Source organism: Empedobacter brevis NBRC 14943 = ATCC 43319 (assembly GCF_000382425.1).
GTDB lineage: Bacteria > Bacteroidota > Bacteroidia > Flavobacteriales > Weeksellaceae > Empedobacter > Empedobacter brevis.
In genome coordinates, this window is sequence record NZ_KB908303.1 from 35616 (window position 1) to 59708 (window position 24093).

A 24093-nucleotide genomic window follows, 5' to 3' on the forward strand; every position below is an offset into this window, starting at 1 on the left:
ACCAAACTAAAAAAATGTTAAAATTATTCGTTGATATCGTAAATTTCTTTAATATTTTCCAGAATTAAATCGAAGTTTAAATTCAAATCAATTAGTTTACCTGTAAACAGATCGAACACCCAGCCGTGAATTTGTAAACCATTTTTCATTGCACGTTGTACAAAAGGATTTTTCACAACATTTACACATTGTTCCTGTACATTTAGTTCTACTAAACGGTTATAACGCATCCCTTCATTTTCAATCGCATTTAATTCTTCTGAATGTAAACGATAAACATCCCGAATGTTTCTCAGCCAGGGATTCATAATTCCAAGATCTTTTGGAGTCATGGCAGATTTAATCCCTCCGCAATTATAATGTCCACAAACGACAATATGCTTTACTTTTAAATGTTCAACGGCATAATCCAAAACAGAAGTGGTATTCATATCTAAACTGATCACCATATTTGCAATATTACGGTGAACAAAAACCTCTCCTGGTTCTGCTCCTAATAATTCCTCTGCTGTAACGCGACTATCTGAACAGCCTATATAAAGAACTTCCGGATTCTGACCAGCAGAAAGTTTATCAAAATAATCAGTATCTTGACTTAATCTTTTATTGACCCACTCTTGGTTGTGTTCAAAAACTTTTTCTAAATTCATAATTTTTAAATTACATCCTGCACTTCAGGGTGTTTACCAACGTAAACACTGACATAACTACAAAATGGTATAATTTTCAAATGATTTTTTCTTGCATAATCTACCGCTTCTAACACTAATTTTTCGGCTAAGCCTTGTCCTCTCAATTCAGGATTTATACCCGTATGATTGATTAACATTTGTTCCTCTTTCAGCATAAAAGTTAACTCTCCTACTTCTTTGTTATTCTCATCAAGTAAGACAAAAACTCCATTTTTACCCTCTAAGTTCAATTCGATTTTCATAAAAACTTATTTTGAATTTAAATTAGCCTTTTTAGACGAGATTCAATTAAAATTAATTGTTAAAAGTCTAGCTATACAAGACAAATTTAAGGGCGAAAAGTTTCTTATTCAAAGAAAACTTGTATAAAAAATAATACTTTCTTAACAATCAGCTTTCTCCTTGATTATCAACAATAAACCATTCTATATAATATTTAATGTATAGGGATGAGTTTTTTTACTTGATTATTTCATACATTTGTTAGATATTTTAAGGAAATTATTCTTCATATGAAATTTATTGTATCGAGCAACACGTTATTAAAAAATGTTAACTTAATAGGTGGAGTTATTAACTCTAATAATACTTTACCAATCCTTGATAATTTTTTATTCGAATTAGATGGAAGTCAATTAAGAATTACAGGTTCAGATTTGGAAACAACAATTTCAACAACATTAGAAGTTGAATCTAATGACAATGGAAAAATTGCGATCCCATCAAAAATCTTAACAGATACGTTGAAAACTTTTCCAGCGCAACCTTTAACTTTTATTCAGAAAGAAGGAAACACACTGGAGATTGTTTCTGAACAAGGAAATTATCAGTTAGCATTTGAAGACGCAAATGAATATCCTCAAACGCCGGATATTGAAGACGCCAGCTCTACAACACTTGGTGCCAGCATTTTATCTGAAGCGATTATCAAAACTATTTTTGCTACTGGAAATGACGAATTACGTCCTATTATGACTGGCGTTTTCTTCCAAGCTAGTTCAGATATTTTCCGTTTTGTTGCGACAGATGCCCATCGTTTGGTAAAATATACGCGCAATGGTTTAAATGACTTACAAGCAGCAGAATACATTATGCCAAAGAAACCGCTTAACTTATTGAAAAATATTTTAGGAGGAAATAATGACGATGTTACAATTGAATATAACAATACAAATACACGTTTCTCTTTTCAGAACATTGTATTAACATGTCGTTTAATTGATGGTAAATACCCAAACTATGAAGCGGTAATTCCAAAAGAAAATCCAAACGTATTAACGATTAACAGAAATTTATTCTTAACATCTTTAAAACGTGTAGCAATTTTCTCCAACAAAACAACAAATCAAGTTCGATTAAAATTAGTTGGGAATTCGTTGACAATTTCTGCAGAAGACATTGATTTCGCTAACAAAGCTGAGGAAAGACTTCCTTGCGATTACAACGGAACAGATTTACAAATCGGCTTCAATTCTCGTTTCTTAATTGAAATGTTGAACAATTTACAATCAGAAGAAATAACATTAGAAATGTCTGAGCCTAATCGTGCAGGAATCATCAAACCAGTTGATGGACTTGAAGATGGAGAAGAAATCTTAATGTTAGTTATGCCGGTAATGCTAAACGCATAATGATCAAGAATACATAAAATTCATTTTTAGAAATACAATGAAAATTTCATACAATTGGCTAACAACCTATATTGATACTGACATAACACTTGATGAAGTGTCTTCTACACTGACAAGTACAGGTCTTGAAGTAGAAGGTGTAGAACAAATAGGTGGGGCTAAAAACTATTTGGAAACCGTATTAGTTGGTAAAGTTTTATCAGCAGTACCTCATCCAAATGCAGATAAATTAAAAGTTACTAAAATAGATTTAGGAGACGGAAAAGAAACGCAAATTATTTGTGGTGCTCCTAATGTTACTGCCGGACAAAATGTTCCCGTTGCAACGGTCGGAACGATTTTACCTTCACCAGATGGAGAATTTAAAATCAAAAAGGCAAAAATTCGTGGCGAAGAATCTTTCGGAATGATTTGTTCTGAGGTTGAATTAGGAATAGGAACAGATCATTCAGGTATTTTAGTTTTGTCGGAAGATCTGAAGCCGGGAACTTCTACATTTGATCTTTTTGGAAAAAATGATGAAATTGACCACGAAATTGAAATTGGCTTAACGCCAAACCGTGCAGATGCAATGTCTCATTTTGGTGTAGCACGTGATTTACACGCCGCATTAAAAACCCGCGATATTGCCTCTACTTTCAAAACATATGATGTATCAAATTACCCAACAACAGATTTTGGTCAAAACCCAATTTCTATCGAAGTGAAAGATACAAAAGCAGCTCCTCGCTATGCAGGTGTTTATTTAAAAAATGTAAAAGTTGCTGAATCTCCGGATTGGTTAAAAAATCGTTTGAAAGTAATTGGTTTATCTCCAATTAATAATATTGTTGATATTACAAATTATATTTTACACGATTTAGGTCAACCTTTACATGCTTTTGATGCGGATAAAATTGAAGGAAATAAAGTTATCGTTCAAAAATTAACTGAAGGGACAAAATTTATCACTTTAGATGGTGTAGAACGCAGTTTGAAAGGACTTGAGTTAATGATTTGCAATGAAAACAACCCCATGTGTATTGCAGGAGTTTTCGGAGGAAAAGATTCAGGAGTTTCAGATTCTACAACAAATATATTCTTAGAATCAGCATATTTTGAACCTGTAACAATTCGTAAAGGAGCAAAAGCTCACGGATTAAACACAGATGCCTCTTTCCGTTTTGAACGTGGAATCGATCCTAATATCACCATTGACGCCTTGAAAAAAGCAGTCATGATGTTAGTTGAAATTGCCGGAGCAGAAATTGCTTCAAATATTGACGATATTTATCCAACTCCTATCCAAAACTTTAATGTAAAATTACGTTTAGGTAAAGTTGTTGAATTATTAGGAGTTGAAATTGCTGAAACGAAAATCAAAGCAATTTTAGAAAACTTAGAAATCAAAATTTTGTCAGAAAATGATGGTATTTTAGATTTAGAAGTTCCGGCTTATCGTGTAGATGTACAACGTGACGTAGATTTAATTGAAGATATTTTGAGAATTTATGGGTATGACAATATCGAAATTCCTTCAAAATTCTCGTTTTCTTATATTCCAAATCAAAAAGTTAGCCCCGATAAAATTGAAGATTTTATTGCACGTCAATTGATCTCTTTCGGATTCAATGAAGCAATGAACAATTCATTGACAAAAAGAGAATATGAAGACGTTTTCTTTTACCCTGAAGGAGAGAGTGTTGCCATGTTAAATCCGCTTTCTGCTGATTTAGCGGTTATGCGTCGTACATTATTAAATGGTTTATTAGAAAATGTAGCATTCAATATCAATCGTCGTAATTCAGATGTCAAATTGTTTGAATTTGGCAAAGTTTACCGCAAAATTGATGGAATCTACGAAGAAAATAAGTGTTTAGGCATTGTTCTTTCGGGGAACTTTAACAGCGAATCTTGGACAGGAAATTTACGCAAATCTACTTTTGCTGATTTAAAAGGTTTAGTCAAACAGATTTTCGTTCGTTTAGATATTCAAGTTACAGATGAAATTCCTGCGAAGGATGATAATTTCTTAGACGGGATTGAATTCTTTTCAGGTAAAAAATCATTAGGAAAACTTGGAATCATCAGTAAAAAGTTAGCGAAAAAATTAGGTGTTAACCAAGATGTTTTCTTTGCTCAGTTAAATTGGGAAACAATGATTGCCTTAGCAAGTCAACATAATTTGAAATACAAAGATATTTCTAAATTCCCCGGTTCTCGTAGAGATTTAGCTTTACTGATTGATTCTTCTGTAAAGTATGAAGAGTTATTTAAAGCGACGAAGGAAGTTAAAACAAACTTATTGAAAGCCGTTAATTTATTTGACGTTTACGAAGGAGATAAATTAGCTGCTGGTAAAAAATCATATGCACTAAGTTTTATGATTCAAGACGAGAATAAAACATTAAGTGATCAAGAAATTGATGGTTTAATGAATAAATTAATCAAATTGTATCAAGAAAAATTCAACGCCGAGTTGAGATAAAATGTTCCGAAAATGAAAAAGATTGTAACCCTATTTTCAGCTACTATTTTGATGAGTTTTGTAGCCACATCTTGTTCTACAAGTGCAAATACTGCAAAATTAAAACCTAAAGCTGAAGTTTCACTTTCAAATCAAAATTGGTATTTGATAAATGACAACGATGTAGTAAAAGGTTTGTATGAAAAAGATGTTATGCTAACAATCGATGAAGCAAATTCAACTGTAAGTGGTTTTGCAGGTTGCAATAATTTCAATGCCGCTTTCACAAAAGTAGGTGGAGTCACAAGCTTTGTCAATTTTTCTGAAACAAAAATGGCATGTCCTAACATGCAAGAAGAAAAAGCATTTTTATCAATGTTAAAAAATGTAAACCGTTACGAAATAACGGGAAAAGAGTTACATCTTTATAAAGGAAATATTTTATTAATGAAATTTAAAACAATTTAATTTTTATCATAAAAAAAGCTCCCGAATCGGGAGCTTTTTTTATTTTACATTAAATGTAATTTGTTTCGTATTAGACGGAGCTACATTTTCCCATCCTCTTTTGTAATCAAACTGTATCGTGCATTCTCCTTTTTTACCAGCTTTCACTGTATAAATATTTTTACCGGGAGCACCTACTATTCCCTCTTGTTGATTACGTACATTCGATTTATTAACAATTTTTACACTACAATCTTCTGCCTCAGAAGTAAACCAGTCGTATCCCGTAGATGGATTAGCAGTCACTTCTAATTTAACCTGATCTCCAACGTTTAAATTAATTGTTCTCTCATTTTCGATGGTATCTAAATTGATTGTTTTCTCATTGCTTGTACTTGTTGCACAAGCACTCAACAAAGTTATACTTCCAATAATTAGTAAACTTTTTTTTATCATAATTTATTATTTTGGTTATTTTTCTCAAAAACTGTTACAAGATTATTCATTTAACTCCTTTTTCAACTAATTTTGTATTTTATTTTTTAGACAATAATTATGCCTCAAAATGTAACAATACGTATTTCTCCGGCAGAAGCTGCTAATGAGAAAGTCTTGAAACAACGTTTAGCAGTTGCTGCAAAAACAAAACCGGAAAATATAAACGCTTATCAAATTATCCGCCGTTCATTAGATGCTCGAAGTCGAAACATTGTGACTCAATTACAAGTGAATGTTTTCATCAACGAAGAATTTTCTGATGCATTCGAGTTCCATCCAAATTTGCAAAATGTAGAAAACAAACACGAAGTTTATATTGCAGGAGCTGGTCCTGCTGGATTGTTTGCCGCTTTAGAATTGATAGAGCAAGGACTAAAACCTATCATTATTGAACGTGGAAAAAATGTTCGTGATCGTCGCCGAGATTTAGCTGCAATGAATAAAGAAGGGAAAGTAAACCCTGAGTCAAATTATTGCTATGGTGAAGGTGGTGCCGGAACTTACTCAGACGGAAAATTATACACACGTTCTACAAAACGTGGAAATATCTTAAAGTCATTGCAATGGTTTGTTTATTTTGGAGCAACTGAACGAATTTTACAAGAAGCTCATCCACATATCGGAACAAATAAACTTCCTGGTATTATTGCTAAAATGCGAGAAACTATCATTGAATGTGGTGGAGAAGTTTGGTTTGATACTAAATTAACAGATATTCTAATCGAAAAGAATCAAATCAAGGGAATCGAAATCAATCATGATAAAAAAATTAAAACTTCATCACTTATTTTAGCCACAGGGCATTCTGCTCGTGATATTTTTAGAATGTTGGAGAAAAAAAATGTTTTGATTGAAGCTAAGCCCTTTGCCTTAGGAGTTCGTGTAGAACATCATCAGAATTTGATTGATTCTTCTCAATACCATTGTCCAATTGGAAGTCAACGTAACGAACTTCTTCCTCCTGCTTCTTATTCACTCGTTTCGCAAGAAGCTGGTAGAGGAGTTTTTTCTTTCTGTATGTGTCCCGGAGGAATTATAGCGCCTGCTTCCACAGATGAAGGAGAATTAGTAGTCAATGGCTGGTCTCCTTCGAAGCGTGATGGCCTTTTTGCCAACTCAGGAATGGTTGTGACGGTAGATGAAAAAGATTTTGCCAAATATGGTTTTACAGGACCATTGGCCGGAATGAAATTTCAGCAAATGATTGAACAAAAAGCATGGCAAGTTGGTGGTGGAAATTTAAAAGCTCCTGCTCAACGTATGACCGATTTCGTTTCAGGAAAATTATCCAATTCATTGAATGACTGTTCTTATTTACCAGGTTTAACATCCGGCCTATTAAATGATATTTTGCCCAAAGAAGTTCATCAATCGTTGAAATTAGGTTTTCAAACATTCGGTAAAAAAATGAATGGATATTTTACAGAAAATGCAAATGTCGTTGCAACAGAATCACGAACATCATCACCTGTTCGTATTCCTCGTAACGAAGAAACTTTAGAACATGTACACGTTTCAGGACTATTCCCTTGTGCAGAAGGTGCTGGTTATGCCGGTGGAATTATTTCTGCTGCAATGGACGGAGCAAAAGTTGCAAATGCTGTCAAATATTTTTTAGAAAAGTAATATACTCATTTACAGGAACTACTAAACATTTTATATTTTGAATACAGCACATCTGAAGAAGATAAAATTATCAAAATATTTCATTCTCTCTATTTTAATGATTTTTTTAGGTTATCTCATTAATTTAGTTGGATGGTCAACTAAATTAGAATATTTGCCTTTTGATTATCTTATTTATGCAGGTTTAATTTTTATATACTTGGGGTTTACATTTGGTATAATCATTTTACTTTTAGTTGTGATAAGATTAATTTCATACCTATAATACACATTTTAAACATTATAAATCAAAACATCAAGGTTAAATCTCATAGATGATAAAAAAACATTATTTTTAACGAAATAAAAAAATTATCACATGAGGAAATCTATTTTGATCTGCGGAATCATACTTGGTTCTGTATTTACTCACGCACAATTAAAGACTGTGAAAAAAACTGACAACAAAGGTTACACCTACGAAATCGTAGAAAATGACCCTTCAAATACTAGAATTTATACCTTAAAAAACGGGTTAAAAATTTATTTGGCTCAATTAAAAGATGAACCAAGAATTCAGACGCATATTGCTGTAAAAACAGGCTCTAACAATGACCCGGAAGACAATACCGGTTTGGCTCATTACTTAGAACATATGGTTTTCAAAGGAACTTCCAAAATCGGTACCCAAAACTGGACAGTCGAAAAACCTTTGATTCAACAAATTTCTGATCTATATGAACAACACAAAGCTGAAAAAGATCCAGCTAAAAAGATTGAAATTTATAAAAAAATAGATCAGGTATCACAAGAAGCGTCAAAATATGCTGTCGCAAATGAATACGATAAATTAATTTCTTCTTTGGGCGCTTCAGGAACAAATGCACATACTTCTTTAGAAGAAACCATCTACCATAACAATATTCCAAACAATGAATTAGAAAAATGGTTGAAAGTAGAAGCTGAACGATTTGATGAATTGGTCTTAAGACTTTTCCATACAGAACTAGAAGCTGTTTACGAAGAATTTAATCGTTCACAAGATAACGATGGTCGTTTGGTTTTCTATAAAATGATGGAAACCTTATTTCCTAAATCACACTACGGTACGCAAACAACAATTGGAACTTCAGAACATTTGAAAAACCCTTCGATGGTAGCTATTCATAATTATTTTGATAAATATTATGTCGCAAGTAATATGGCCGTTATGCTAATTGGTGATTTCGATTTTGATACAGCTGTTCCTATGATTGACAAATATTTTGGTAGCTATGCAACAAAACCTGCCCCAAAGCAATATGTAGCAAAAGAAGATCCAATTAAATCTATTGTAACAAGCGAGGTTTTTAGCCCTTCATCAGAACGTTTACAGTTCGCATATCGTTTCAATGGAGCAAATAGCAACGATGTAAAATATGTAACATTGATTGATTATATTTTAAGTAATTCTACGGCAGGATTAATCGATTTAAATATCAATCAACAACAAAAAGCCTTAGGTGCAGGAAGTGGTGCTTCTTTTTTCCGTGATTTAGGGATGCATTCTTTTTCAGGAACGCCGAAGCAAGGTCAAAGTTTAGAAGAAGTTCGTGACTTGATTTTAGGACAAATTGAGAATATTAAACAGGGAAAATTTGAAGACTGGATGATTGAGGCAGTTGTCAATGATTTAAAAAAATCTCGCTTACAAAACTGGGAAAATTCTCGCGCTTTAGCGGCTAATTTATACAAATCCTTTATTAACGAGACTCCTTGGGCGAATGTTGTAGGTGAATACGATGAATTATCAAAAGTTACAAAACAACAATTGATGGACTTTGCAAAGAAAAATTACAACGACAATTATGTCATTGTCTACAAACGCCAAGGAGAAAACAAGGATTTAGTTCGTGTTTCTAATCCCGGGATTACTCCTATTCAGTTGAATCGTGATGCGGAATCTCAATTTTACAAAGATTTCATGAAAATGGAAACAAAGGAAATTCAGCCTGTTTTTGTCGATTTCAAGAAAGAATTAAAAGAAAGTAAAATTAAAAATACAACTTTTACTTCAATCAAAAATAACTCAAATGACTTAAGCTCTGTTTATTATATTTTGGATATGGGATCTGATCACAACAAAAAATTAGGATTAGCCATCAATTATCTGAATTACTTAGGAACTTCAAAATACTCGCCAGAAGCATTGAAAAAAGAGTTCTATAAAATCGGAGTTGAATACAATGTAAATTCCGGTACAGACAGAAGTTTTGTCTATTTAACAGGATTGCAAAAGAATTTACCGGAAGGTATCAAATTATTTGAACATTTATTGAATGATGCTCTAGCAGATCAACAATCTTATAAAGAGTATGTTAAAACTATTCTGAAATCGAGAGAAAATTCAAAGAAAAATAAAAATGCAATTGCTGTAGCACTTAATAATTATGCACAATATGGAGAAAACAATCGTTTTAGAGACATTATTTCTGAGCAAGAATTAAATACAATTAATCCGAATGAATTAACTCAAATCATCAAAGAGGTATTGAACTACAAGCACCAAATTTTTTATTATGGAAATGATGAGGCTGCAACAAAAAAAACATTAGAACAATACCATAACTTTGGAAAAGGGTTAGCTTACCCTCAGAAAAAAGATTATCCACAACCTGTTACAGATGGTAAAGTTTATTTCGCTCCTTACGATATGGTACAGGCAGAAATTAATTTTATTGCAAGAGATAACAAGTTTGATAAAAACTTATTGACGTCTTCAGGTATTTTCAACGAATATTTCGGAGGTGGTTTATCTTCTATTGTTTTTCAAGAAATTCGTGAATCAAAATCATTGGCTTATTCCGCACGTGCAAATTATGCAAATGCAACTAAAAACGATTTATACAACTATGTAAGAGCTAATATTGGTACACAAGCGAACAAATTGCCACAAGCGGTAGAAGCAATGAATGAATTGATGAATAATATGCCGAAAGCACCAAATCAGTTCGAAAATTCAAAGCAAGCTGCTTTGAAACAAATTGCGACGAAGCGTTATACAAAATCTAATATTTTCTTTTACTGGTTATCTCTTCAAGATCGTGGATTAAATTATGATATCAACAAAGATATTTATACACAAACTTCTACTTTAACTTTGGATCAATTGAATGATTTCTTTAATCAACATATCAAAGGGCAAAAGTACAATGTAGGATTAATCGGAAATAAAGCAAACTTAGACTGGCCTTCTGTTCAAAAATTAGGTCAAGTAAAAGAATTGACATTAGAAGATTTATTTAATTATTAAAATCTATTATTGATAAACGCGTTTTAGGAAAGTCTAAAACGCGTTTATTTTTACCCCATAAAAACTGAACATATTATTCGAAAACAAGATAAGGCTCTAATTCTTTAAATTTTTCCTCACTTATCGCATAGCATCTTTTTAATATTTTTGCATCCTTAAAACGACCTCCTAACGAACGTTTAAAATTTAGAATTGTATTCACTTGTTTCTCTGTAAAACCAAGTTTTAACCAATCATCACGACTCAAATCATTTGGATTAAACTTTTCATTTAATTCAATTCTATCAACACTCTTTTCTATTGTCTTTTGTTCAATTTCGTCTACTGTGCTCTCTGAAAAATAAATATAGGGTTCCATTTCAGCATATTTTTCATCCGAAATCATATAACATTTTCTCAACTGTTCCTTTGATTTAAACCGACCTCCCAAAATAGTTTTATATTTCAGAATAGATGCTGCTTGTTTTGAAGAAAAACCTAACTTTTGCCAATCTTTCAACGTATAGTCATTTGGATTAAATTGTACATAGTAAACCTTTTTAACGGTTTGTTTATTCAACAACCTGTCATCTTCTTTCGACTTTTCGGGTAACAAAATATACGCTTTCATCTCAGTATATTTTTCATCATCAATCACAAAACATTTTCTTATTTGTTCTTTACTTGTAAATTTCCCACCTATAATTTGTTTATATTTCATGATTATTTCTGCCTGTTTAGGTGAAAAACCAAGCTTCATCCAACCTTGTTGAGGCAAATCATTCGGATTAAATTTTTGATAAACAATCTTCGATTTTAAAGAAGATGACTCTATAAAAACGGATTCTGATTGCTCAGGTAAAAGAATAAAAGATGCTAATTCATTATATTTTTCTTCATCTATAACATAACATTTCTTGATTTGCTCTTTCGAGGTAAATTTTCCACCAACAATTCCTTTGTACTTCAGAATGACCTCTGCTTGTCTTTCCGAGAAACCTAAATTCATCCAATCTTTTAAGGTTAAATCATTTGGATTAAAAGGTTGAATTGAATCTTTACTATTATTTTTAAAAGAAGAATTAGAAAAATTTTTAGAAGTTTCTCTGTAAGATTCCAACAAAATCTTATCTGCTTCTGATAATTGATAGGTGTTTTTCTGAATGGATAAATTCTGAAAAACTTCAAATAACAAAATCAGTATAAATAATAAATACAATCCAAATCGTTGCGATTTATTCAGATAAAAAGTAGATTTTCTTAAATATTTCATTGGGTTCCAAAAGAGGTGAAAAAATCAAGTTGTTATCACACACTTACATTATCGAAAAAACGATATAACCTTCTCAACGGTTTAACAAGTTAAGAAATGAAAATTTAATAATAGGTTTTAAGTATTTGTAAATAATTACTTTAAACACCAAAGAGTGAAATATTGAGATTTTTTTTATCTTTATTACAAACTCAAAACATCTACTAAATGAAAAAAATATTTTTACTTATTACAGGCTTCGTTTGCGTTTCTTTATTCGCACAGGAAAATAAAACAATGTTAATAAAATTTGAACATCGGCAAGAAATAGATCCAAAATCTGTTACAGTAAATGGTGTTTCTGGAAAAGAGGTAGAAAAAGAACAAATAAAATTTGCAAATGAAATTGCGAACGAAATTTTAGCTTATCAATTAACATTGAATCAAAATGAATCTTATTATGAATTTTTACCGAAAATCAGCAATAATCAAGATGGCTCTATTACGACCTATGGGGATGATGGTGAGATGTTATATAAAAATTTACGCGAAAACTTCTCTATAAAAACGGTTAGTTTTCCTAAGAAATTTTTAATCCGAGATTCTTTAAGAAATTACAATTGGCAAATACTTAACGAAACAAAAGAAATTTGTGGGCAACAAACACAAAAAGCGATTTCAGAATTAGGAGATTCTATAAAAATTGAAGCGTGGTTTTCGCCTAAATTAAATTATAAAAATGGTCCTGATTTGTATGAAGGTCTTCCTGGATTAATTCTAAAAGTCAATAAAACAGCTGAAAGTAAAGTAGAAGGCTGGTCTAAAGAAAAAATCATCTGTACAACAATTGAAATCATAAAAGAAAAAAAATCGTTTAAAAAACCGAATAAAGGAAAAGTTGTAACCCCAAAAGAATACGATGATATTTGTGATGAATTTGAAGCCAAATATTTAGAAAACAACAATAATGGCGTAGAAGTATCCATATAAATAATTGGTAAAAAAACTAAAATCTTACAAATCAAACACAGATTTTCGTTTGATCACAAAACAATCTTTCACCCAAAAGAAGAACAACATGATGAAATACCCAACGAAAGCCAAACCAAAGGTTGCGAATGTCAAATAAATGAAAATTAAACGTAATTTAGCTACACGAATTCCCAGTTTATCTGCAAATCGTGAAATCACATTAAACCACTCTGTTTCGGTAAAATTTCTAATTTTGTCTTTCATTTAACGTAAAACTTGTTGTCCGATAGCGCAATTTAAACATTTTTTCTCGGAGCAATACCTTTTTTTGAGTTGAATTAATTGTTGCGAATCTTTTGCTGTTTTATTTTTAAAACCAATCCGTTCAAAGTCATCTAAAATCGTGTTCTTTTCAGCGTCTATTTCATTCAATAAGTCCAAATAGAAATCAATTTCGACCTCTTCTTTTTGTCGCTCAAACGCATAACGAATCGGAATAATCGAATTAATCAATAAATTATTGATTTTATCTTTTGAAAGATGCTTCGATTGAAATTTTGATTCATTTTTGAACGTGTAATGTGTATGCCAAAATGGATTTAATTCTACTTTTTCAAAAATTCTGTAGAAGTCCTTTAATTTATTAAATTGAGTAATTTCAGAAAATAAACTCAAATATTTGGTATAAACTGAAGCCAGCTGTGCCAACCGAATGGTCGGAAAACCTCGAGGACGCATTTTAGAAAACCGAAATAAACTAGCGGAAATCGGCTGCAATTGATATTTATTTTTTAGGAAACTATATTCATTTTTTAACTGTTTAAAATAGATATCTTCATGATTTTCTTCTAAAAATCCTGCTTGACCAAAAAATAAAGCTTCAATTTTTAATGGATTAAATTGTATTTTTTGTAAAACGCTGAAAGGAAAAGAATTTGACCAAAGTTCAAATGCCTCTACATTCACCTTCAATCCGAAATTCTTTGCTAAGCTTTTGAACAGTGTTTCTTCCCAATTGGCCTGATTTTTAATTAATATTTTCAAGATCTCTTTTGTTTTCTCTTCGAAACGTTCGATTAAAATACGTTCAAACCAGAAAGAAAATTGCCCCAAATCAATTGATCTCAACAATTCTTCACAATAAATTTTATCTAACTTCGTGTTAATTATATTCTGGTAATTGAATACAATTTCAGGTTTTACAAAATCCTGCAAAATCAATGTTTGAACATTTTTCTGACGTAAAATATCCACCTCACAATCGTGATTCCATACCACATGTAAAATCACATTTTGGTAAGCCAAATTACCTGAATGTTGGTGAATGTTCCAATCGGAAGAGTTGACATGTATTTCAACACTTCCAATCCATAATTTATCTCCAATTATAATTTCAGCCTCTAAAAAATCTGGCCCGGCATGGTGATTCAACTTCCCTATCTTCACTATTTCAATAAAATCTCCATGAAAAGTTTGCAGATTTTGATGTGAAAACTGATTCAATTTCCAGATATAATGTAGAAAAATTTCTTTCATAGCTAAAAGATAATCAGATTATTAGAATAAATTTTAGAAATAAATACTTAAAAATTAAAAATTAATTAAACGTTTGTTTAACTTTGCGCATTCAATTTTAATACGATGGAATTAAGCGATAAACAAATCGAAATTTTGATTGCGGCTGAAAAAGTATTTGGAAGAAGGGGAATTGATGCTGCAAGTGTTCGTGAAATTGCGAAAGAAGCAAACATTAATATTGCCATGATCAGCTATTATTTCGGGTCGAAAGATAAATTGGTTGAAAATTTATTCAGTTGGCGTATTTCAACTTTTAATACGGCTTTGGAATTGATTTCACAAAACACAACTTTATCACCTTTCGAAAAGTTACAAGGAGTTTTGAAAGCGTATTTGAATAGAATTTTGGATAAACCAGAATTTCATCGAATTATGGCTAGAGAATACTCGAAACGTGACTCTATTTTAGAAGTTGACAATAAAATCAATGAATTAAAAATCAAGAACCTGGACTACATCACAAACATTATTCATGAAGGTAACTCAAAAGGAATTTTTAAGCGAAAAGCTCCTGCTGAAGCTGTTGTAATGGTTGTAATCGGAGGAACTTCATACCTGATTTTAAACGAAAAAACATATATGAAACAATGGGGATTAACTTCACATGAAGAGTTCACTGAACATATTCACAAAGAATATTATCCTTATTTAATAGATTCTTTAAAAGCAATTTTACTATACGATGAAAAATAAAATTTTCTTACCGATTTGTTTAGTTGTTGCTACTTTCACTCAGGCGCAAGAAACCAATGTTTCTTTACAGGAAGTCATTCAACAAAGTTTACAGAACAACAAATCTGTGAAAGTTGCCGAAGCTGCGAAAAATACAAGTGAGTATAAAGTACAAAGCGCTAAAAACAATCGTTTACCAGACATTTCGTTAAGTGGACAATATATGCATTTGTTTACGACAACAAATGTTGACATTAAACTCCCAATGCAAACCTCTGGCGGAGGAATGGCTGTTGAACCAAATCAATTATTATTAGGCCAGGCAAGCGCTTCTGTTCCTGTATTTGCCGGATTTAAAATTAAAAATTCGATAAAAAACAGTGAACTGATGGTTGATTTATCAAACCTACAAGTCGAAGCAACCAAAGAAAATGTCGTTTGGCAAGCAATCAACTTTTACTTTGGTTTATACAAAACTCAGCGTTCTATCGATGTTTTGAATGAAAACTTAGTGAGAGCAAATCAACGCGTAAAAGATTTTCAAAACTTTTTGGATAATGGCATTATTGCCCGAAATGATTTACTACGAGCAAAATTACAAGCTTCTAATGTTCAAATTGCGATTGATGAAGCAAAAACACAATACCAAAATATCAATTACCGATTAAACTTGCTAACTGGTCAAGAGGAAAATAAGATGGTACACGTTGAGGAAGTGGAAACATTAAAAACACTCCATCAAAATGCTGCAGATTACTCAAATCGGACAGATGTAAAATCATATGATTTGAAAAATCAAATCGCAGATAATCAGATCAAAATTGCGAAAGCGGCCTACTATCCACAGATAGCTGTTTCTGCCGGTTATATTGCGATGGATCTCAACAAAGTTGCGACCATTACCAATGCAACAAACGTTGGTGTTGGATTGAAATACGATTTGTCTTCTTTGTATAAAAACAAAACTGAAGTTGAAATTGCGAAAGCGCAGAAACTAGAAAATGAGCTGCAAAAAGAAACAACAATTGATCAAGCTAAAGTAGAAGTAAATGAAGCTTATCAAAAATATGATTTAGCTAAAAAGAAAAATAGTGTTTACAAAGAAGCTGTGGAACAAGCAAATGAAAACTACAGAATTGTAAAAGACAAACATGATAACGGATTGTCTGATACAAACGATTTACTAGAAGCTGATGTGCAGCAATTACAAGCAAAAATCAATCAAGTTGTAGGAGAAGCAGACGAGCAATTAGCTATTTATGAATACTATTTTACTACCGGAATTTTATTAGAAAACATACAATAAGCCCCTCTGAATATGGAAGAAAATAATCAAGAAAAGAAAAAAATAAATTCAAAATTTATCATCGTTTTAGGAACATTAATTATTCTGGGAGGTGGTTACGGAATTTATAAGTATTTGCATGGACAAGCACATGAAATTACAGATGATGCACAAGTTGAAGCTAAAATAACACCGGTTATTCCAAAAGTATCTGGTTACATTCAAAAAATTTTAGTTGAAGATAATCAAATGGTTCACAAAGGTGACACATTAGTTGTTTTAGATGGATCTGAATTTGCGTTGAAATTACAACAATCTCAAGATGCTTTATCTCAAGCAGAAGGTCAATTAGGTGTTGCACATGCCGGAGTTTCTCAAGCCGGAGCAGCAATTGGTGTGACAGAAGCCGGAGCGGTTGCTGCAAATACAACAATAGAGACAGCTCAGGCAAATGTTAACACAGCTCAGGCAAATGTAGAAGCGGCAAAAGTGCAAGTTTGGAGAACAAAAAATGATTTTGACCGTTACAATAAATTATATCAAAATCAATCGATAACAAAACAACAATATGAACAAGCTTTAGCTGCAAAAGAAACTGCAGAGAAACAGTTACGAGTTGTACAAGAACAATTAGGTGTTTCGAAGGCTCAATTGGCTTCTACTGCAAAACAAGCACAAGCAACTGCAAAACAAGTGAATACTTCTAAAGCACAAGCTGACGCTTCAAGAGCACAAATTAAAGTTGCCGAAGCTACAATTGGTCAAAGTAAAACCAATATTGAAAATGCAAAATTATATTTATCATATACGTATGTTATTGCTGCAGAGGATGGGCAAGTTTCTAAAATTAATTTACAACCCGGTCAATTGGTTCAGGCAGGTCAATCATTATTTAATATTGTTACTGTTAATAATCTTTGGATTGTTGCAAATTACAAAGAAACACAGTTAGAAAAAATCAGAGAAGGACAGGAAGCAATAATCAAAGTCGATGCTTATCCAAATCATGAGTTCAAAGCGAAAGTAACTTCTTTATCACCGGCTACAGGTGCTAAATTTGCGTTATTACCTCCGGATAATGCGTCTGGCAACTTTGTAAAAACAGTGCAACGTGTTCCTATCAAAATTGAATTTACCGATAAAAAAGACGAAATGTTGAAACTAATTCGTCCAGGAATGAACGTAGAAGCTGATATCCTTTTAAAATCGAATACTTCTGTAAAATAATAATACCTATTCAGAAAAATTATGGAAGAAAATAATTTAATAGAATATGGGTCAAGACGTGTAATCATTACCATTACCGCCATCATGTGCGCATTGTTAGAAATTGTGGATACAACAATTGTTAACGTTGCGATGAATGACATGAAAGGTAGTTTGGGTGTTTCTTTAACAGATATTGCGTGGGTGGTTACCGCTTACGCAATTGCAAATGTTATTGTCGTTCCGATGACCAGTTGGTTGTCACAACAATTTGGCCGACGCAATTATTTTGCTGTTTCTATTATCATATTTACTGCAGCCTCTTTCCTTTGTGGAAATGCGACCACTTTGTGGGAAATTATATTGTTCCGATTTATACAAGGTCTAGGAGGAGGTGCATTATTGGTCACATCACAGACTATTATTACCGAAAGTTACCCACCGGAAAAAAGAGGATTGGCACAGGCGATCTATGGAATGGGCGTAATTGTGGGACCTACACTTGGTCCTCCTTTAGGAGGTTACATTGTTGATAATTGGTCTTGGCCCTATATTTTCTATATCAATATTCCAATTGGAATAATTGCAGTATTATTAACCTTATCATTTGTAAAAAGTCCGAAATATGCTGAAAAATCAAAATTGAGTCAAGTCGATTTCCTTGGAATTATTTTGCTGGCAATTGCAGTTGGTTCTTTACAATATGTATTAGAACACGGACAGCAAGATGATTGGTTCTCAAATTCAACAATTGTTATTTTGAGCATCTCAAGTTTTTTTGGTTTTATTTTGTTTATCTGGAGAGAGTTGGTTTTTGACCATCCTATTGTTAACCTACGCGTCTTAAAAGATAATAATTTAGCAGTAGGAACAATCTTATCCTTTGTGTTGGGATTCGGATTATACGGCTCAACTTTTATTATTCCGATTTATACACAATCTATTTTAGGTTGGACAGCGACTGATGCAGGATTATTGCTAATTCCTTCCTCATTAATGACAGCCTTTATGATGCCGATTATTGCCACTTTATTACAAAAAGGGGTTGAACCTAAATATTTGGTAGCCGGAGGATTTTTTATCTTCTTCTGCTATAGTTTTTGGTCATTCAAAATCTTAACTCCAGATACCGGTTCTGAACATTTCTTTTGGCCATTAATTGTTCGAGGAGTAGGATTGGGATTATTATTTGTACCTATAACGACACTTTCTCTTTCCAATTTAAAAGGACAACAGATTGGTGAAGGTGCTGCATTCACAGGTATGATGCGCCAGTTGGGAGGATCATTCGGGATCGCCATTATTACAACCTTTATTTCTCGCTGGACAGTTGGTCATCGTACCGATTTGGTTTCTAATCTGGACACTTCTGATTTTGATGTTCAAAAACATGTTCAGAGTTTACAAATGAGCTTCATTGGTAAAGGTTTTGCACCAAATGAAGCCTTAAATAAAGCTTACAATCTACTCGATTTACAAGTAACCAAACAAGCCACAGTATTGACGTACATGGATGTTTTTTTGTATTTAGGAGTTATTTTCCTTATCTGTATTCCATTTATCCTATTCTTTATCAAAAAAGGAGCGGGTAAAGTAATCAGTGCAGGACATTAAACTATTATTTCAGCCGTTTAAAACTTTTTATAAATGTGAAAAATCCATCTCTAAAAATGAGATGGATTTTTTTTGTTGAATTAGTTATTTTTATTGAGCAGAAATACATTATTTTTAGAGCTTTAATACTAATTATGAAAAACTCTATATTAACATCTATTACAGCTTATTTCCTCTTTTCCTTTTCTTCTGTCAATGCGCAAAAAGTTTTCACATCAGATATCGATAATTTTTGGATTGCTTATGATAAAATCACTCAAACTAAAGATTCTGTCTTGCAATATAAATATTTGAATGACGACTATTTTTCAAAAGGTACAGAAGGTTTAAAATTAATTAGAGAAGCAAGAAATTATTCTGATAAAGATTATATTCATGCTATTCATGCATATCCTAAGTTTTTGAATTCAATACGAAAAAATACGTTGAAATCGAAAAACATTTCAAAAGATTTAAAGAAAGGAATTGACAAACTTCGTTTGATTTATCCTGAATTGAAGCCAGCAAATATTTACTTTACGATTGGCGCTCTTAGAACAGGAGGAACTTATAGAAACGGACATGTTTTGATTGGAAGCGAAATTGCGATGACGGATAAAAATACCATTACAGACGAATTCCCTGAAAATATACGCAACGCAAGACGCTTGTTTTTTGACAGCGAACCTATTAATGATTTGGTCTTATTAAATATTCATGAATATGTTCATACACAACAAAAGCCATTTGTAGACAATCTTCTTTCTTACGTTATTCATGAAGGTATAGCTGAGTTTGTCTCTGTAAAAGCGATGAATGTCCCATCTGCAGCTCCAGCAATTGCCTACGGTAAAAAAAATAATGAAAAGATTAGAGCGCGATTTGAACAAGAAATGTTTAATATCAATAACTTATATAAATGGCTTTGGGGAGATTCTCCCAATGAGTTTGGCGTACGAGATTTAGGGTATTATGTAGGCTACCAAATGGCAGAGAATTATTACAATCAAGCTGAAAATAAAAAAAATGCCATAAAAGAATTGATCGAATTAGATTATTCAAATGAAGCTGCAATTGAAAACTATGTAATAAAATCAAATTATTTTTCTAAATCATTAAATGAAATTCAAAAAGATTATGAAAGCATAAGACCTACTGTTATTGGAATAAAACAGTTTGAGAATTTTAGTAAAAATGTTGATCCCAAAACAAAAGAAATTACAATCAATTTTTCCGAACCTCTAAATGGATTTAATACTGGTGTAGATTATGGAGAATTAGGTGAAGCTGCATTTCCTAAAAATGATATTAAGAAAAGATATTGGTCAAATGATAACAAAAGTTGGACAATTAGTGTAGAATTAGAAACGAATAAAAAATATCAGATTATGATTACAAGTAATTTTAGGTCTAAAAATAATATTCCATTAAAAAATTATTTGATCGAATTTGAAACCTCTAAATAAGGATCAAAATAAAAAACACTTCAAAATAAATGAAGTGTTTTTTTTGTATAACCAATTGATTTAATCATTAATCACTCTAAAAAAAGCCTCTAATTTCTTTTCGTCTAATTTTCCATCAGTTCTTACACCACTGCAAATATCAACGCCAAAAGGCTGGACAGCATCAATTGCTTCACAAACATTATCAGGATTAAGACCTCCTGCCAAAAATAACGGAATAGTAATTTCTTCTCTAATTTTTTTACTAATCGCCCAATTATGTGTGCGTCCTGTTCCGCCTAATTCTTTTACTTGCAAATTAGGATTTCCACTATCCAATAAAATTGCATCTACAAACTGAGATTTCTCCACAGCTTCTGTTACCGAATTTTTATCGATTACATGAATCACTTGTACCAACTTTACCCAAGGTAATTCCTTTCTCAAAATTTGATATTCTTCGTTTTTCAGTTCATCAACCAACTGAATTGTATTCGTATAAACTTTTTTATAATGCTGAATAATCGCATCAGCAGTTGTTTCACTTGTTAATAAAAAAGAAGCTAATGTTGGCGGAATAATTTGTGTAATATCTTTGATTAAATCATCACCAATTACTCCAGGTCCGCTTGGCATATTACCCTCCAAACCTAATCCATTCGCTCCATATTTTATCGCTTGTTGTGCTTCTTCTTTGCTACTAATACAACAGATTTTAACTCTTGTTTTCATCACCTATTTTAATTTTAATATTTTTAAATATAAAAAAAACACCTCAATTTCTTGAAGTGCTTTTGCTATTTTAAGATGGAATAAGATTAAAAATCTTCTTCTGCTCCTTTTAATTTTTCTGCATTTTCTGCCATTTTCAATGCATCAATCATTTCTTGAATATCTCCATTCATAAAGTTATCCAAATTATAAATTGATTTATTGATACGGTGATCCGTTATACGTCCTTGCGGATAATTGTACGTACGGATTTTAGCTGAACGGTCACCAGTAGAAACTAAAGATTTACGCTGAGCCGAACGTTCTGAGTGTTTTTTCTCAAACTCAATTTCATACAGTTTTGTACGTAATAATTGTAAAGCTTTCTCTCTGTTTTTCAGCTGAGAACGAGCTTCCTGACAAACAATTACTATTCCGGAAGGTTTATGCGTCAATTGTACTTTTGTTTCTACCTTATTTACATTTTGTCCTCCTGCTCCAGATGAACGAGATGTTTGATACTCCAAATCTGCAGGATTGATTGTTACATCAACTTCCTCTGCTTCCGGTAAAACAGCAACTGTAATTGCCGACGTGTGCACACGCCCTTGTGATTCCGTTTCAGGAACACGTTGTACACGGTGAACACCAGATTCATATTTCAAAGTTCCATAAACAGCATTACCTTCAACTTGCATAATAAGTTCTTTGAACCCCTTACCTGAAGCCTCAGATGAATTTAAAATTTCATGTTTCCATCCTTTTTCTTTGAAATACATCGAATACATACGGTAAACATCTTCTACAAAAATAGCCGCTTCATCACCTCCTGTACCTGATCGTAATTCGACAATAACGTTTTTATCATCTTCCGGGTCTTTCGGAATCAACATCATTTTAATTTCCTCTTCTATTGCAGGAATTGCATTGATCGCTTCATCTTTTTCAATCTTCGCTAATTCAACCATTTCGGCATCCGAACCATCGTTAATGATTTCGTCCGCTTCATCAATTACATTCACTAAGTTTTCGTATTCTTTTTGCTTTTCAACAAAGTCTTTCAAGTCTGAATATTCTTTGTTTAATTTTGCATAACGAGCTTGATCTGTAACAATATCGGGTTGAATGATTAAATCAGCCACCTCATCGAAACGCTGTTTGATTGCTCTTAATTTATCTAATAGACCTAAATCTGCCATATACTTTTATTGGATTGCAAAGATACAATAACTCAAGGGATTCAGAAAATTTGAATAAAAAAAACCGATGATTTCTCATCGGTTTTTTTATGGCATAATTTATAAATATTATTTTTTAATAATTTTCTTGACAGTTTTTGTCACACCGTCATTAATTTTCAATACATAAACACCCGCCGGTAAAGTTGAAATATTATAAGAATCTGCATAATCAAACGATTTAATTTTAGATCCATTCATATTATATAACTCTAAAGAAATTTTTGTTTTATCTACATTTGTACTAAAATCAATTTTAAATGAATCTTGTACAGGGTTTGGATAAACTCTAGTTACATTTTTTGTGTCAATATCAGAAGTCCCTAATGTTTTCAGCTTTCCTTCAACAGACACGTTATCAATATTGATACGGTACATATCTGTTACATCAAAATGTCTGAATGTGATATAAATTTTTTGTCCTACGAACTCTGTTAAGTCAACTGATCGTTGAGTTTCTTCTCCTGGTAAATCTTTTTCAGTAAAAACTTGTTTAAAAGCTGATTCATCTGACGTATCATTTGTTGTAGAAATATACACCGCATAATTCTCTTTGTTAAATTTTGGGTCAGAAGCAAATACACCATATTTTAAAGTTGCTTTACCATCTACGTTTGTTAAATCAACTTGTGGAGAAGTTATCCAGTTATCAGGCGTTAAAGGTCCAAGATTATTTATATATGAAGCAGAAGTGATTACCGGACTACCTACCGGATTACCTGTTGCATCAGTTGATTGTACTGCAGACCATTTATAACCATCTCCATCTTTATCATATAATTTCCAATCACTGATATCTTTATCATCAAAATTATCTGACCAAATAATATCTCCAGTTGGCTCAGGATCTCCCCCTCCTGTAGAATCAGTTACTTTGATATCATCTATTAATAACATAAACATATCATTCGAATTGTTTACAAAAGCAATTCTTACTTGCTGACCTACATAATCTTTTAGATTAATTGTTCTTTTTTTCCAATCACTATCTTCAGCTGGAATACTCAATAATTCAGTTTTAAAATCAGCTACTGTATTCCCTCCAGTAGAGATCATTACTTTATAACCATCTGAAAAATCAGCATCTTGAGCTTTGGCATTCCATTCTATAACAGGAGCTTTAGTCTCTTTAAGATCTATTACCGGAGAAATCAACCAATCATCTGATGTTCCAGCCGGCGTATACCATGATGTACTCATTGCTGCATAATTACCAGCAGGGCCCCCATAGTTTCCATTCGCTCCAAGCCGATCTATAGAATTCCAGCCATTTTTTATAAAATTCACTGCAGAGGCAGGTGTATTCTTATCATTGTCTATAACAGTCCAAGCACTTATACCTGGCCCATTTCCATCAAAATCTTCTTGAAAAATCTGCGCTGATAATGTCGTAACAGAAGATAACGTTAATAAAGAAAATAAAATTTTTTTCATAAGTAATTCATTTTAGTATTAAAAAAATATTAGTGTTACATAAAACTACTTAAAAAAAAAATTAAAACAACAATATTTTAATGAAAGTTTTTAAAAAAAAATTAATGATGTTTGAAA

General features: G+C 32.1%; 20 protein-coding genes. 11 read left to right on the forward strand and 9 right to left on the reverse strand.

Going from position 1 to position 24093, the window contains the following annotated elements; translation table 11 throughout:
• Nucleotides 1-23 precede the first annotated feature (23 nt).
• Together H277_RS0115890 and H277_RS0115895 are read right to left on the reverse strand one after the other, a co-directional pair.
• Entirely contained in the window at nt 24-650 is a 627-nt protein-coding gene (locus H277_RS0115890) for a carbonic anhydrase (RefSeq protein WP_019976609.1), read from the reverse strand.
• Between the two features lie 5 nt (nt 651-655).
• Nucleotides 656-934 (reverse strand): GNAT family N-acetyltransferase, encoded by a 279-nt coding sequence (locus H277_RS0115895; protein ID WP_019976610.1) that lies wholly within the window; start codon nt 932-934, stop codon nt 656-658.
• A 270-nt stretch (nt 935-1204) separates the two neighbouring features.
• Between H277_RS0115895 and dnaN the strand changes: the two genes are divergently transcribed.
• Genes dnaN through H277_RS19850 form a run of 3 tightly spaced genes read left to right on the forward strand, consistent with a single transcriptional unit; the run spans nt 1205 to nt 5237 of the window.
• On the forward strand, nt 1205-2323 hold the full coding sequence (dnaN, locus tag H277_RS0115900) for a DNA polymerase III subunit beta (RefSeq protein WP_019976611.1): 1119 nt from the start codon (nt 1205-1207) through the stop codon (nt 2321-2323).
• Nucleotides 2324-2360: 37 nt separating this feature from the next.
• Entirely contained in the window at nt 2361-4790 is a 2430-nt protein-coding gene (pheT, locus tag H277_RS0115905; RefSeq protein ID WP_019976612.1) for a phenylalanine--tRNA ligase subunit beta, read from the forward strand.
• 12 nt (nt 4791-4802) lie between these two features.
• Complete coding sequence (locus tag H277_RS19850) at nt 4803-5237, forward strand: META domain-containing protein (protein ID WP_081623244.1); 435 nt, start codon at nt 4803-4805, stop codon at nt 5235-5237.
• A gap of 39 nt (nt 5238-5276) precedes the next feature.
• Here the strand turns inward: H277_RS19850 and H277_RS0115915 are convergent, their stop codons facing one another.
• Nucleotides 5277-5672 (reverse strand): protease inhibitor I42 family protein, encoded by a 396-nt coding sequence (locus tag H277_RS0115915; RefSeq protein WP_019976614.1) that lies wholly within the window; start codon nt 5670-5672, stop codon nt 5277-5279.
• Nucleotides 5673-5771: 99 nt separating this feature from the next.
• Here H277_RS0115915 and H277_RS0115920 point away from each other — a divergent pair, with 99 nt between their 5' ends.
• Together H277_RS0115920 and H277_RS0115925 are read left to right on the forward strand one after the other, a co-directional pair.
• Nucleotides 5772-7340: an NAD(P)/FAD-dependent oxidoreductase gene (locus H277_RS0115920; protein ID WP_019976615.1), complete on the forward strand. Its 1569-nt coding sequence runs from the start codon at nt 5772-5774 to the stop codon at nt 7338-7340.
• Between the two features lie 358 nt (nt 7341-7698).
• The gene (locus H277_RS0115925; RefSeq protein ID WP_019976616.1) at nt 7699-10611 is read left to right on the forward strand and encodes a M16 family metallopeptidase; all 2913 of its coding nucleotides are present in this window, start codon (nt 7699-7701) and stop codon (nt 10609-10611) included.
• 73 nt (nt 10612-10684) lie between these two features.
• Here H277_RS0115925 and H277_RS19310 read toward each other — a convergent pair whose 3' ends face one another.
• Complete coding sequence (locus H277_RS19310) at nt 10685-11863, reverse strand: ComEA family DNA-binding protein (protein ID WP_019976617.1); 1179 nt, start codon at nt 11861-11863, stop codon at nt 10685-10687.
• 207 nt (nt 11864-12070) lie between these two features.
• Here H277_RS19310 and H277_RS0115935 point away from each other — a divergent pair, with 207 nt between their 5' ends.
• A complete protein-coding gene (locus H277_RS0115935; protein WP_019976618.1) occupies nt 12071-12832 on the forward strand; it encodes a GLPGLI family protein in 762 nt (253 codons plus the stop codon).
• Nucleotides 12833-12856: 24 nt separating this feature from the next.
• Here the strand turns inward: H277_RS0115935 and H277_RS0115940 are convergent, their stop codons facing one another.
• On the reverse strand, nt 12857-13078 hold the full coding sequence (locus H277_RS0115940; protein ID WP_019976619.1) for a PspC family transcriptional regulator: 222 nt from the start codon (nt 13076-13078) through the stop codon (nt 12857-12859).
• Nucleotides 13079-14350, reverse strand: a complete 1272-nt coding sequence (locus H277_RS0115945) for a DUF2851 family protein (RefSeq protein WP_019976620.1) — start codon at nt 14348-14350, stop codon at nt 13079-13081. It abuts the gene before it with no gap.
• A gap of 105 nt (nt 14351-14455) precedes the next feature.
• Here H277_RS0115945 and H277_RS0115950 point away from each other — a divergent pair, with 105 nt between their 5' ends.
• The 5 genes from H277_RS0115950 (at nt 14456) to H277_RS0115970 (ending at nt 20614) form a co-directional block, all read left to right on the forward strand.
• Nucleotides 14456-15085 (forward strand): TetR/AcrR family transcriptional regulator, encoded by a 630-nt coding sequence (locus H277_RS0115950; RefSeq protein WP_019976621.1) that lies wholly within the window; start codon nt 14456-14458, stop codon nt 15083-15085.
• The gene (locus H277_RS0115955; RefSeq protein ID WP_019976622.1) at nt 15075-16370 is read left to right on the forward strand and encodes a TolC family protein; all 1296 of its coding nucleotides are present in this window, start codon (nt 15075-15077) and stop codon (nt 16368-16370) included. Before H277_RS0115950 ends, H277_RS0115955 begins: the two co-directional genes overlap by 11 nt.
• A 12-nt stretch (nt 16371-16382) precedes the next feature.
• The gene (locus H277_RS0115960; protein WP_019976623.1) at nt 16383-17576 is read left to right on the forward strand and encodes an HlyD family secretion protein; all 1194 of its coding nucleotides are present in this window, start codon (nt 16383-16385) and stop codon (nt 17574-17576) included.
• A 21-nt stretch (nt 17577-17597) separates the two neighbouring features.
• Nucleotides 17598-19169 carry a DHA2 family efflux MFS transporter permease subunit gene (locus tag H277_RS0115965; protein ID WP_019976624.1) on the forward strand — a complete coding sequence of 524 codons (1572 nt, stop codon included), beginning with the start codon at nt 17598-17600 and terminating at the stop codon, nt 19167-19169.
• A gap of 134 nt (nt 19170-19303) precedes the next feature.
• A complete protein-coding gene (locus H277_RS0115970; protein ID WP_033422768.1) occupies nt 19304-20614 on the forward strand; it encodes a DUF2268 domain-containing putative Zn-dependent protease in 1311 nt (436 codons plus the stop codon).
• A 60-nt stretch (nt 20615-20674) separates the two neighbouring features.
• Here H277_RS0115970 and H277_RS0115975 read toward each other — a convergent pair whose 3' ends face one another.
• The 3 genes from H277_RS0115975 to H277_RS0115985 all read right to left on the reverse strand — a co-directional run bounded on the left by H277_RS0115975 (nt 20675) and on the right by H277_RS0115985 (nt 23976).
• Complete coding sequence (locus H277_RS0115975; RefSeq protein ID WP_019976626.1) at nt 20675-21325, reverse strand: phosphoribosylanthranilate isomerase; 651 nt, start codon at nt 21323-21325, stop codon at nt 20675-20677.
• Nucleotides 21326-21411: 86 nt separating this feature from the next.
• Nucleotides 21412-22503 (reverse strand): peptide chain release factor 1, encoded by a 1092-nt coding sequence (prfA, locus tag H277_RS0115980; RefSeq protein ID WP_019976627.1) that lies wholly within the window; start codon nt 22501-22503, stop codon nt 21412-21414.
• 108 nt (nt 22504-22611) lie between these two features.
• On the reverse strand, nt 22612-23976 hold the full coding sequence (locus tag H277_RS0115985; RefSeq protein ID WP_019976628.1) for a T9SS-dependent choice-of-anchor J family protein: 1365 nt from the start codon (nt 23974-23976) through the stop codon (nt 22612-22614).
• Nucleotides 23977-24093: the final 117 nt, after the last annotated feature.